Below are 12611 nucleotides of genomic sequence, written 5' to 3'. Positions count from 1 at the left end.
AGCGAAGACCAATTCGAGTTGGTCTTCGCTCCTTTGCTTTCTTATTAATCTTAAAAATCTTTGCGCGCTTTGCTGCTTAGCGCCTTTGCGTGATTACTTGCGTTTAAGGAACACAAATCCGTTCTTTTCTCCAATCACTTCAAGGTTCGGATGATGAACGAATTCCTCGCTGTCGGTAATCCGGCAAATGAAATAGGCGGGTTTATCAATTGCGCCGTTCAGCAGCCAGTCGGTATTATAATAGTTTTTATTGCTATGGGGCTGCTCCCGTGAATAGTAATGCTGCGCATAGCTGTGGTAGCCGAGCGCTTTCACATACACATCCTTTCCCTGCAGCGAAATAAAGAAGTCGATGGCCGCGCCCTGGGAATAACGTTCTACTTTGGGCACAAAATGTACCACCGTCACCTGTATGATCAAAATGGTGCTGAGAAACAGGCATAGCAGTCCATTGGTGATTTTCTGGCGGGACAGTAACACGGCGCTGACGATCACCAGGATGATATAGGCGATGCCGTAGCCGGTTTCCGCTACAGACCAGGATACCTGCGCCTGCAGGTTGGCCACTGCGAATTTATCGCCGATATAAGGAATCAGCTTGTCTTTGTATACGCCCACCAGCGGCAATGCCGCGATGGCAATGCCCAGCACAACGCCGATCACGCACAGCAGCGCAATGTTCCAGCCGCGGAGGCGAAGTTTGCCGTTGGACAGTTTATATACCTGGTAAGCTGCCAGGTAGGACAGCGGGAAATAACACAGGGAAGAATAATGCACGATCTTGGTTTTCACGATGGAAAACAGGATGAGCACCACCCAGAACAATACCCACATCCACACTTTGAAATCTTTCTGTTCGGTCGCTGCCGGTTGCCCGTAGATCGTCTTTTTCCTGCCGCGGATATACGAAAACAGGAAGATGCTGGCCGGGAAACAACCAATCAGGAGTACTACCCAGTGGTAGAAGAACGGGCCGCCGTGACCGGCATCTTCGGTGGTGAGCAGGCGGATCTGGTAAGCCACAAATTCATTGACAAACCACCAGCCATGGGCGATGATTTCATAACCAAACCAAAGCAGGGTGGTGATAGACGCAAAAAGGGCAATTAGGCCCAGATGCGCCAGTTTAATACCAATGCGGAACTTATTCCAGAGCCAGTACACCAGGAGGGTGAGCATAGACACAAGAATGGCCACAGGTCCTTTGGTCAGTACCGCCAGGCCGAGGAAAAAGCCGCTCAGCATGGCCATACGGTAAGATTTTTCGCTATAGGCGATCCGGTAGGCGAAATAGATGGCGAGGAAAATGAAGTAGTTGAAAGTAGGGTCGATAATACCTGACTTGAAATAGAAGTGGGGGAGCCAGGAGCCGGCGTATACCAGGGCCCACCAGATGCCCATTTTCTCGTCCGCCAGTTTTTTACCGATAGCGTAGAGGCTCAGCAGGGTAGCGATACCAATGATTGCATTCGGAAAACGGGCCGCGAAGTCATTGACGCCAAAGAGCAGCATGCTGCCGGCCTGCATCCAGATAAACAGGGGCGGTTTTTCCCAGAAAGGCCGGAAATCGATTTGTACCTGACTGTAGTTATGGCTCACAATCATTTCCCGGGCTGCTTCTGCAAAGTTTATCTCGTCCCAGTCAAAAAGGTGTACAGCCCCAGAAAAGGTATAAATAACAGGGCTGCCACAAGGGCAATCAACAGGTATTTCATTATAACGGTTTATAAAAATAAGCATTACGGCTCGCTAAAAAAGTAAAGGAGCAAAATCCGCAAAGGTGCTTTGCGAACTTTGCTCCTTTGAAAAATTTACAGGATTTACGCCGCGTTGGCGTTTACAACGGCTTCCGCACATACTTCCGGAGAAGTGGCGGAGTCCCTGAATCTGAAGAACCCACATACAATAACAGTGCTAAGGGTCCCTACGATGCTGCCTACGTAAACGTCAGCGAAAAAGTGTTGTGCCAGGTAAATGCGGGAATAGCCTGCTGTCAGTGCTAATACAATAAACAGCAATCCCAGCTTTTTATTGCGCAGCCATACCGACAGGAAACTGAACATGGCAAAAGCCCCTGCAGAGTGCCCTGAAGGGAAGCTGCAGCTGCCATGCACCGTAACCCACTTTACCGTATGTACCAGCGTGGCGGCTTCATCACCAAAATAGCTGATGGGCCTGGGCGCATTAAAATAGTGTTTAGCTACCTGTACTACAACGACTGCCAGCAGAAATACTGCCAGACCAATGAAGAATACCCTGAACTTCTGCATAAGCAGCATCAGCAACAGGATTAAGCTAAACATGATACCATCGCCGAGATAAGTGATCCCGGTGACCAACACATCTCCAACCGTTGAGTGCTCTCCGTTGATACCCAGAAATAACTCACGTTGACTGTAGGTTGCCAGCATTACTCCCCCTACTATAAGCCATAGCAGGAAGGGCAGAAAGAAATATGCATTCTTTCTGAACAGTGTAAACAGCGTTTTCAAATCTGTAGGTTTTAAATTGTAGGTTGCTTTTTAAACTTGTTACGTCTAAACTTTTGTAAGAACTTTTTTATTTTTTGATATATGCGAAAATAAAATTCTTTATTGAATAAGTTGGAATCATTCATGGCTTTATAAATTAAAAAGCCGGCGATCGGTACCAGGACGATATTTGACAGCCACATCCCCGACCAGGTGAACATCACTCCGCTGCGGGCCATCTTTTCCCCGATCATGAAAAATATATTGAAGATCACAAAGAAGATCACGGCAAACACCAGCGGGGTGCCCAGGCCTCCCTTACGGATAATGGAGCCCAGCGGGGCGCCGATCAGGAACATCACCACACAGGCTGCGGCGAGGGTAAACTTACGCTGCCACTCCACTTTATGCATTAATATAACGCTGTGCTTGTCAGAATATTCTTTGGTAGGGGCCTCAAGGGAGCTTAACGTTTCCCGTACGCTTTGTTCTGCCCTGTCCAGCACATTGCGGCGGCTCTTTTCCGGGACGATTTCTTCAAAATCCTTCACCTGCAGCGGCGGCGCGGTAGCCGCCCAGGCGGAATCCTTCCATTTGAAGAAGGGAAAACGTACCGTCACATAGGCGTTGACGGTGCGTGCGAAAATATTTTGGGATTTCTGCAGGGAGTCAATGGCCAGGTCCAGCTGCCGGATATTGAGCATCTGCTGGTTGGAGGCAAAGAGGTCCGTATTCAGCCGGTTAAAGGCGAAAGAGCTGAGGTCGAAGGCCTTGGAGTATTTTTTAAAGCTGAAGCGGATCATGTCGCCGGGAACGGAATAGCCGTTGTTGCCTTTTTCCTCATATCGCCAGCCATTTTCGAGGATGAAGTAAAGGAAACGTTTGTTGGCGGTGAGCACCATCTGGCCTTTTTCGGCGAGAATGACTTTGTCGCCGCCGCCACCGCCGGTGGAATGATCGAAGATCATTACCTGATGGATGGTCTGGTTGTCTTTATCTTTCTGGGCCACCTTGATGGTATAGCCGGGGATATCACGGTAAAATACGCCCGCCTTGATGTTGAAGGCCGGTTTGGAGTAGGTGATGTCGTACAGCAGGGATTTGGCCTGCAGGTTGGCGACGGGGATCACATAGTTGGCAAACAGGAATGCCAGGACCCCGATGATGCTGCACACCACCAGGAGGGGCCGGATGAAACGCAGCAGGGAAATTCCGGCTGATTTCAGGGCTACCAGTTCAAAGCTCTCTCCGAGGTTGCCGAAGGTCATGATAGACGACAGCAGCACGGCCAGGGGGAGGGCGAGCGTCACCAGCGTGGCGCTGGTATAAGCGATCAGTTGCACGATCACCATTGTGTCCAGTCCTTTTCCTACCAGGTCGTCCACATATTTCCAGAGAAACTGCATTACCAGCACAAAAAGCGTCACAAAGAAGGTCGCCACAAAGGGGCCCAGGAATGTTCTAATAATTAATTTATCGAGTTTCTTCACTGATAATGCCTGATTTTTTTCTCGCAAAGAAACAAAGTAAGCAATGAACGCAATGAATGCTGACAAAAGGGCCAAACGTACAGGCTTATTGGTAAACCCGGTTTGAAAGGATGTTGCGTTTACACCGGCTGGTTGGTGTAATATGTCAACTTCTTGGCGTTCTTTGCTTACTTTGCCACTTTGCGAGCAAAGGTAGTACGATTTCACAAAGGAGTGTTAAAGCATCCCTGAAAATACCGTTAAATTATATGGAAAATTTTTATCTGACAGCAGAAGAGGCAGCCATTGTATTTACGCCACGGGTCATGGAGCTGAAAAACAGGGCGATAGAGAAGGTGATGTTGTTAATGGGACAGTTACAGGAAGCGCTGGCGGCATGGGATGCGGCGGCCGGTTTCCCATTTGAACCGGTATGGCTGCAACAAGGGCCTAAAATTTCGAAAGGGGAGCAGTATAAGTCACTGCCGTGGGTAATACTGGATTATCCGCGGTATTTCAGTAAAACCGACGTGTTTGCTTTCCGCAGCATGTTCTGGTGGGGGCATTATTTCAGCTACACCCTGCACCTGGCGGGGATGGTCAAAAAGCAGTTTGAGGCGTCGCTAATGGCGGCTTATGAGCCACTGGCGGCTGCCGGGTTTCAGGTGTACCTGCCGGACGATCCCTGGGAACATGACTTTGAAAACGGAAATTACCGGTCCATAGGTGATATGAGTTTAGCAGAATGGAAAAGGCTGGTTGGCCGGAAAAATTTCATTAAACTGGCGAAACCGTTTGCATTGGAACGCTGGGGAGAAATAATTACTGATATAGTGGAGGCTTATGCGACCCTACTCAATGAATTGACGGTGAAAAGGCCGTGATTAGTTTCCTATCCGATGGAACAGATCTTTTACCTGGGATTCCCAAAGTTGGCTTTGGTCTTTAATCTCTCTCTTGTCAGCGAAGTCTTTCACAACCAAAATGGTCATATTGGTGACTTCTGAAATTTGAATGCGGAATTCAAAGAACTCCTCCTTCGGGGCATGGAGCCAGTGGAACCTGATAAATTCGTCTTCCTCCTGTTCCAGTATTTCTGCTTCTTCAGAACTGCCATTCCAGGAAAAGGAAAATACATTGTCCCTGAAGTCTACCCTGTCTGCGAACCATTCCTGCAAACCAGCGGGGGTTGACAGGAATTCGTATAGGATACCGGGGGAGCACCTAACCGGGAATTCCAACTCGTAAAGCACTTTCTTAGACATCTCTCAAATAATTAGTAAATCAATATCATCAGGTTGCAATTATAGAAAATATTTTATTCTGTCAAAATAATTTACGGTTTTTTTTTAATTAATCTGAAGAATGTATGAACACCTTATACATTTTAAAAATATTATAATATTTTACTATTTATAAATGCGCTCTCTCTGATGCTTCCGGCAGATGTCGTACCGGTAGCGGGTTTAGCGGGAAAATAATAAGCTCTTAAAGATCAATCGATTTTATTTGGAAATGATTTAAAAACGACAGATTTTTTTTGGTCGGCTTCTAAAAAAAGTTATTTTTGTCAGGCATTCATCAAATCTTAACTTTTTCTTAACCTGTAACTGTTCCGACTCTATGTCAATGCGCCAACTTAAAATCACTAAATCCATTACCAACAGGGAATCTCAGTCCCTCGAGAAGTACTTGCAGGAGATTGGGAAGGTGGATTTAATTACGCCGGAAGAAGAGGTAAACCTCGCTATCCGCATCAAGCAGGGCGATCAAAGAGCGTTGGAAAAGCTGACTAAAGCTAATCTCCGCTTTGTGGTATCCGTTGCCAAACAGTATCAGAACCAGGGTCTGTCACTCAGCGACCTGATCAACGAGGGCAACCTGGGGTTAATTAAAGCTGCTCAACGTTTTGATGAAACACGCGGTTTTAAATTCATTTCCTACGCCGTATGGTGGATCCGTCAGTCCATCCTGCAGGCACTGGCCGAACAGTCCAGGATCGTAAGGCTGCCACTCAACAAAGTGGGCCTCAGCAACAAGATCAGCAAGGCATATTCCCAGCTGGAACAGGAGTTTGAAAGGGAGCCGTCACCCGATGAGCTGGCCACCATCCTCGAAATCAACACCGATGAAGTGGAAGCCACCCTCGGCGTAGCCGCCCGCCACGTTTCTATGGACGCGCCGTTTATCGACGGGGAAGACAATTCCCTGCTGGACGTGCTCGAAAATCCAAACGCCGTCAGCGCTGACGAGGAACTGGACCATCACGACTCCCTTCGCCGGGAAATTGAAAGGTCCCTGTCTACCCTCACAGACCGCCAGAAAGATGTGATCATGCTGTATTTCGGTATCGCTGTGGAACATCCCATGTCGCTCGAAGATATCGGGGAAAAATTCGGCCTCACCCGCGAAAGGGTACGCCAGATCAAAGACAAAGCTATCACTAAGCTAAGGACTACCTCCAGGAGCAAATTACTCCGGAATTACCTGGGTTAGTCAATTACGAATTACGAATTGGTGGGGCGCCAGGATGCCTGCTGATGCCAGGTGGGTGTATTTTTATTTTAATTATATTGAATTTGTTGGATAATAAACGCTTTGAGCGGAGGTAATGGGGGAGGCTCCATCATCTCCGCTTTTTTTGGGCCCTGTCTGTGGTATGCTTTCTGTGATACCTTGTCTGTGGTATTTTGTGGTATTCTATCTGTGGCACACTGCCAGTAAATTTTTCTTTCTTTGGTAGTTCAACTTTGGTAGTTCATCTTTGGTACCTTGTCTGAGACATGCTGTTATCTTCGCTTTCCGGGCTCCGGCCAGCGTCCCTGCGCCATCAGGCGCATCAGGAACCCCCAATTCGTAATTCGTAATCCGTAATTCGTAATTGAAAAGTCACCCAAAAACAATAATTTTGCTGTCCGTTTAAAATATCAACAATGTTTGAATCATTATCAGAGAGATTAGATTCCGCGTTTAAGCAGCTTAAAGGGGAAGGCCGTATTTCAGAAATCAATATCGCCAGTACCGTGAAGGAAATCCGCCGTGCACTGGTGGATGCAGACGTGAACTATAAAATAGCCAAGGAATTTACTGATAAAGTAAAGGATAAAGCCATGGGAGAAAAGGTGCTGACCGCCATCTCTCCCGGACAGCTCATGGTAAAGATCGTGAAAGACGAACTGGCCGAGCTGATGGGCGGCACCGAAGCGGAAATTGATATCAAAACATCTCCCTCCATTATACTCATCGCTGGTTTGCAGGGCTCCGGTAAAACCACTTTCTCCGGTAAACTGGCCAACTTCCTCAAAACCAAGAAAAGCAAGAAACCGTTGCTGGTGGCGGCAGATATCTACCGTCCGGCAGCGATCGACCAGCTGAAGGTGCTGGGCGAACAGATCGGGGTGGAAGTGTATAGCGAGCCTGAAAATAAAAATGCCGTGCAGATCGCAGAGAATGCGGTCAAACACGCCAAAGCCAATGGCAATAACATCATCATCATCGATACCGCCGGCCGCCTGGCCGTGGATGAGGTGATGATGACCGAGGTGGCCAACGTGAAAAACGCCGTGAAGCCACAGGAAGTGCTGTTCGTGGTAGACTCCATGACCGGCCAGGATGCGGTGAACACCGCCAAGGCGTTTAACGACCGGCTGGACTTTACCGGCGTGGTGCTCACCAAACTCGACGGTGATACCCGCGGCGGTGCGGCCCTCACCATCCGCTACACCGTGACCAAGCCGATCAAATTCGTGAGCATGGGCGAAAAGATGGACACCCTCGACGTGTTCTATCCGGAGCGTATGGCACAGCGTATCCTCGGCATGGGCGATATCACCACCCTCGTGGAACGCGCACAGGCCCAGTTCAACGAAGAGCAGGCTAAAAAGCTGGAGAAAAAGATCCGCCAGAACCAGTTCGATTTCGACGATTTCCGGGAACAACTCCAGCAAATCAAAAAAATGGGTAACCTGAAGGACCTGATGGGCATGATCCCCGGTGTGGGCAAAGCCGTAAAGGACCTCGATATCAGCGACGACGCCTTCAAGGGCATCGAAGCCATGATCAACTCCATGACACCCGATGAACGCGGTAACCCCGACCTCATCGACGGCAGCCGCCGCAAACGCATCGCCAAAGGCAGCGGTAAAAATATCCAGGACGTGAACCAGTTCATGAAACAGTTCGAACAAATGCGCCAGATGATGAAAATGATGAATAAGTTCGGCGCTGGTGGCAAGGGGCTGAGAGGGCTGGTGAAATAAAATATTTCGCTCCGCAAACTTTTTTTTGCAAATACCAATTAGAAGGTTACATTTGCATCCCTAATTAAACAATATTTCCTAACTCGCAAAAAATAACTCGACTTATTTATGCCAGTAAAAATCAGACTGCAGAGACATGGCGCAAAGAAGAGGCCTTTCTATTTTATCGTAGTAGCCGACGCTCGCGCTCCCAGGGATGGTAAATTCATCCAGAAAATTGGTACTTACAATCCATTAACAGTTCCGGCTTCCATCAACATCGATACTGAAAAAGCATTGCGTTGGTTGCAGAAAGGCGCTCAGCCTACCGACACTGTTAGACGGATCCTGTCTTTCAAAGGTGTATTGTATTTGAAACACCTGTTAAGAGGTGTTACCCTGAACCTGTTCGACGAGCCTACTGCTTACCAGAAATTTGCACAATGGCAAGCTGAACACGAACAGAAAGTATCTGCCCGTCGCGACGGTCACAGAAAAGCAAGAGTAGCTGCTCCGATCGTAAGAAAGGTTGAAGACACTCCTGCTGCTCCATCCGCACCCGCAGAAGGAGAAGGTACAGAAGCATAAAACGGCAACGTTTTAACAATACCTGAAAAAGGAAATGTTTGCATTCGCAAATATTTCCTTTTTTAATTTCATGGCAGGGCACGCTCAATATGATGAATAATTATTTCAGTATAGGAAAACTGGTGTCTGCGCACGGATTACAGGGCGAATTGCTGGTACGGCACAGCCTCGGCAAAAGATCCGCCCTCAAAGGCGTTACCGCTATTTTCCTGGAAGAAAGGAAAAACAGCTTTATCCCCTATTTCCTGCAGCAGGCGACGGTAAAAGACGCAGCGCATATCTACATCCGCCTCGAAGGGGTGGATTCCAAGGAGGCGGCGCAAAAGCTGCTGCCCGGGCAGATATATCTCCAGGAAGAAGATTTTAAGGCGCAAACGGCCTCTTCCTCACCGCTGGCGCTGCTCGGCTACACCGTCGAAGACGCTCACCATGGTCTGCTGGGCACAATAGAGGAAGTCATCGAAATGCCAATGCAGGTGCTGGTAAAGGTGCAGATCCAGGGAAAAGAAGCCCTCCTGCCAGTCAACGAGCAGTCACTCGTGAAAGTGGACCGCAAAAAACAGGTGGTACACCTCGATCTGCCGGAAGGGCTGGTAGAACTATATACAAATCAATAAACCGGCCCGGAAATGACCGGGCTGATGGTTGAGAACAATATCCAAAAGGCTGAATACCCGGTCCTAACCCGGGTTTTAGCCGCGCCTGGGGCTTTAGTCCCGGAAAAAAGCAATATCACTTATGCGGATAGATATCATTACAGTACTGCCGGAGCTCCTCGAAAGCCCGCTGTCCCATTCCATCATGAAACGGGCACAGGCGAAGGGAATGCTGGAGGTACATGTACACCCGTTAAGGGCCTATTCCAGCCTGAAACATAACCAGGTCGACGATTATCAGTTTGGCGGAGGCGCCGGCATGGTCATGATGCTGGAACCGATCGTCAACGCCATAGAATCGCTGCAGGCCAAAGTGAAGTATGATGAAATCATCTATCTGACGCCTGACGGGGAAACGCTGAACCAGCGGATGGCCAACCAGCTGTCGCTCAAAGGCAACCTGCTTATGCTGTGCGGGCACTACAAAGGCATTGACCAGCGTATCCGGGACCATTTCATTACGAAAGAGATCTCTATCGGCGACTATGTGCTGTCCGGCGGGGAATTGGGTGCGGCAGTGCTCGTGGATGCCATCGGGCGGTTGCTGCCCGGCGTGCTGAACGATGAAACCAGCGCCCTGTTCGATTCTTTCCAGGACAATCTGCTGGCACCGCCGGTATATACCCGGCCCGTGGAGTTCCGCGGCTGGAAAGTACCCGATGTGCTGCTGAGCGGCGACCATAAAAAAATTGAGGAATGGCGGCATCAACAGGCAGTGGAAAGGACACAGGCCCGCCGCCCTGACTTGTTGTAAATTAACTACTTAAAAATAACAGAATCAGCCATGTCTGTGTTTTCCACAGGCAAATCCGGAAAAAAGGTGGATAATCTCAACATTTATTCGCGATTTAATTTGGTAAATGCCAATTCTTGTTTTACTTTTGCACTCCCATAAATATTTGAAAGATGAACGCAATTTCGTTTGTTCACGAACAACTGACAGCTAAAAAACAGTACCCTAAGTTTAAAGCAGGCGACAACGTCACTGTCAATTATAAAATCGTGGAAGGTAATAAAGAAAGGATTCAGTCCTTTAAAGGTGATGTGGTGAAAATCCAGGGTACAGGGTTTACTGCGTCTTTCACTGTTAGAAAAATTTCTGACGGTATTGGTGTGGAAAGACTGTTCCCGCTTTACTCTCCTCATATCGATGCTATCGTATTGAACAAGGTAGGTAAAGTAAGAAGAGCGAAACTTTATTACCTGCGTGAACGTGCCGGTAAGAAAGCCCGTATCAAAGAAAAAAGGGTTTAGTATAAAATACAGGGAAATTAGTTACAGGCGGGGCCGCATGGCTCCGCTTTTTTCGTGTGCTTAAAATGCTATTAAATCTGTGTTTTTAACAACTCCGACGGGTGAAAAAGCGGATTTTATAAGCTATCTTTGTTGACTTAGATAACTTAAACAAACATTTGAGAAGATGACTGCTGTTTTTGTAAAATCATCATTTTTGATTCTCCAGGATATTGGCATGTCTGAACTGCTGTTGATTGCCGTTGTGGTATTACTGCTGTTCGGTGGCAAAAAGATCCCTGAACTGATGCGGGGATTGGGTAAAGGTATCCGTGAGTTTAATGACGCCAAAAACAATGTGCGCCAGGAAATTGAAGAAGGTATGAGGGAAAAGCCTGTGCAGCCCGCTACTACCGACACTAAGCCAACTGATGCTCAACACAACGCATAATCCGGCGTAACATAACTGTCCCTGATTTTAATATTTTAACTGATTTAGCTTTGACTGAATTCAGCAGTATTGCTTCTTTTCATAAAGCATTATACGCCGGCAGTACAAGCTGTACGGACCAGGTACGTGCGTATCTCGACCGGATAGCGCAGCTAAAACATTTGAATGCCTTCCTGGAAGTGTATGAGGAGGAAGCCCTGGAAAAAGCGCGGGAACTGGATGAACGGATCAAAAACGGTCAACCGGTAGGCGCGCTGGCAGGCGTGGTGGTAGGTATTAAAGATGTGATCTGCTATAAAGGCCATCATGTAGGCGCCGCTTCCAAGATCCTGGAAGGGTTTACCTCCATTTATTCGGCTACAGCCGTGGAACGGTTGCTGGCTGCAGATGCTGTTATCATTGGTAATCTCAACTGCGATGAATTCGCCATGGGATCTACCAATGAAAATTCGGCTTACGGGCCTACCCTGAATGCGTTGGACAACACCCGGGTGCCGGGCGGTTCATCAGGAGGCTCTGCCGTAGCAGTGCAGGCAGACCTTTGCCTGGTAAGTCTGGGCAGCGATACCGGCGGCTCAGTTCGCCAACCGGCGGATTTCTGCGGTATCATCGGGCTGAAGCCTACTTACGGCCGCATCTCCCGCCATGGCCTGCTCGCCTATGCGTCATCTTTTGATCAGATAGGCATTTTCGGCAAGGAAATTGCTGATGTGGCGGCGGTTCTGCAGGTGATCGCAGGACCGGATGAGTTTGATAGCACAGCAGCCCAGCGGGAAGTCCCTGATTACCAGCAATACCTGTCGCACAATAAAAGCTACAGATTTGCGTATTTAAGAGATGCCCAGTACCATGAAGGATTGGACGCTGAAATGAAGGATGGCTATATAGACCTCTTTGAAAGCCTTGTAGCAGCAGGACATACCGTTACCGGTAAAGGTTTTGACTACCTTGACTATGTCGTTCCTGCCTATTATGTGCTGACAACCGCGGAAGCATCCTCCAACCTGTCGCGTTATGACGGGGTCAGATTCGGGCACCGGACCAGTGAGAAGAACCTTGAACTGGTCGATTTTTACAAAAAAAACAGGTCAGAAGGGTTTGGTATAGAAGTAAAACGTCGTATATTACTCGGGACTTTTGTATTGAGTGCGGGTTATTACGATGCTTACTATACGAAGGCACAACAGGTAAGAAGAATAGTTACAGACAAGCTAAACGAGATACTGGAAGAATTCGACGCCATTTTAATGCCAACGGTGCCGTCGACAGCTTTTAAATTAGGCGAGAAGACAGAAGACCCGATTGCCATGTACCTGGCTGATATATACACGGTACTGGCGAATCTGGCAGGGGTCCCGGCCATTTCAGTGCCGTTGGGCCGGCATTCAAACGGAATGCCATACGGTGTACAGATCATCACAAAGAAGTTTGACGAAGCGGCCTTGTTACAAATTGCTCATCAGCTGATGGCAACTGACAGGGCATCGATTGTTTAAAATAAATTG

General features: G+C 48.2%; 13 protein-coding genes. 9 read left to right on the top strand and 4 right to left on the bottom strand.

The window, feature by feature from the left end:
- Positions 1-93: 93 nt before the first annotated feature.
- The 3 genes from HF324_RS31090 to HF324_RS31080 form a co-directional block, all read right to left on the bottom strand.
- Entirely contained in the window at positions 94-1605 is a 1512-nt protein-coding gene (locus tag HF324_RS31090; RefSeq protein ID WP_168861588.1) for an ArnT family glycosyltransferase, read from the bottom strand.
- 215 nt (positions 1606-1820) lie between these two features.
- Positions 1821-2492, bottom strand: a complete 672-nt coding sequence (locus tag HF324_RS31085; protein ID WP_168807453.1) for a phosphatase PAP2 family protein — start codon at positions 2490-2492, stop codon at positions 1821-1823.
- Positions 2493-2503: 11 nt separating this feature from the next.
- Positions 2504-3961, bottom strand: a complete 1458-nt coding sequence (locus HF324_RS31080) for an LptF/LptG family permease (protein ID WP_168807451.1) — start codon at positions 3959-3961, stop codon at positions 2504-2506.
- A 248-nt stretch (positions 3962-4209) separates the two neighbouring features.
- Between HF324_RS31080 and HF324_RS31075 the strand changes: the two genes are divergently transcribed.
- Positions 4210-4824: a hypothetical protein gene (locus HF324_RS31075; RefSeq protein ID WP_168861587.1), complete on the top strand. Its 615-nt coding sequence runs from the start codon at positions 4210-4212 to the stop codon at positions 4822-4824.
- Here HF324_RS31075 and HF324_RS31070 read toward each other — a convergent pair whose 3' ends face one another.
- Positions 4825-5205, bottom strand: a complete 381-nt coding sequence (locus tag HF324_RS31070) for an START-like domain-containing protein (RefSeq protein ID WP_078670219.1) — start codon at positions 5203-5205, stop codon at positions 4825-4827. It lies immediately after the preceding gene.
- 364 nt (positions 5206-5569) lie between these two features.
- Between HF324_RS31070 and HF324_RS31065 the strand changes: the two genes are divergently transcribed.
- The 8 genes from HF324_RS31065 (at position 5570) to gatA (ending at position 12602) form a co-directional block, all read left to right on the top strand.
- Positions 5570-6436, top strand: coding sequence for a sigma-70 family RNA polymerase sigma factor (locus tag HF324_RS31065; protein WP_078670220.1), 867 nt, complete (start codon positions 5570-5572; stop codon positions 6434-6436).
- A 437-nt stretch (positions 6437-6873) separates the two neighbouring features.
- Positions 6874-8199, top strand: coding sequence for a signal recognition particle protein (ffh, locus tag HF324_RS31060; RefSeq protein WP_168807447.1), 1326 nt, complete (start codon positions 6874-6876; stop codon positions 8197-8199).
- Positions 8200-8307: 108 nt separating this feature from the next.
- A complete protein-coding gene (gene rpsP, locus HF324_RS33920) occupies positions 8308-8766 on the top strand; it encodes a 30S ribosomal protein S16 (RefSeq protein WP_078670222.1) in 459 nt (152 codons plus the stop codon).
- 38 nt (positions 8767-8804) lie between these two features.
- Complete coding sequence (gene rimM, locus HF324_RS31050) at positions 8805-9383, top strand: ribosome maturation factor RimM (RefSeq protein ID WP_246269331.1); 579 nt, start codon at positions 8805-8807, stop codon at positions 9381-9383.
- A 121-nt stretch (positions 9384-9504) separates the two neighbouring features.
- Entirely contained in the window at positions 9505-10176 is a 672-nt protein-coding gene (gene trmD, locus HF324_RS31045) for a tRNA (guanosine(37)-N1)-methyltransferase TrmD (RefSeq protein WP_168807445.1), read from the top strand.
- Between the two features lie 152 nt (positions 10177-10328).
- Complete coding sequence (gene rplS / locus HF324_RS31040; RefSeq protein ID WP_078670224.1) at positions 10329-10676, top strand: 50S ribosomal protein L19; 348 nt, start codon at positions 10329-10331, stop codon at positions 10674-10676.
- Between the two features lie 166 nt (positions 10677-10842).
- Positions 10843-11106, top strand: a complete 264-nt coding sequence (locus tag HF324_RS31035; protein ID WP_168807443.1) for a Sec-independent protein translocase subunit TatA/TatB — start codon at positions 10843-10845, stop codon at positions 11104-11106.
- A 50-nt stretch (positions 11107-11156) separates the two neighbouring features.
- The gene (gene gatA, locus HF324_RS31030) at positions 11157-12602 is read left to right on the top strand and encodes an Asp-tRNA(Asn)/Glu-tRNA(Gln) amidotransferase subunit GatA (protein WP_168861586.1); all 1446 of its coding nucleotides are present in this window, start codon (positions 11157-11159) and stop codon (positions 12600-12602) included.
- Positions 12603-12611 lie beyond the last annotated feature (9 nt).

The organism is Chitinophaga oryzae (genome assembly GCF_012516375.2).
In the GTDB taxonomy this organism is placed as follows: Bacteria; Bacteroidota; Bacteroidia; order Chitinophagales; family Chitinophagaceae; genus Chitinophaga; species Chitinophaga oryzae.
Note: the sequence above shows the minus strand (reverse complement) of the source record. Positions and strands in the feature narration are given on the sequence as shown.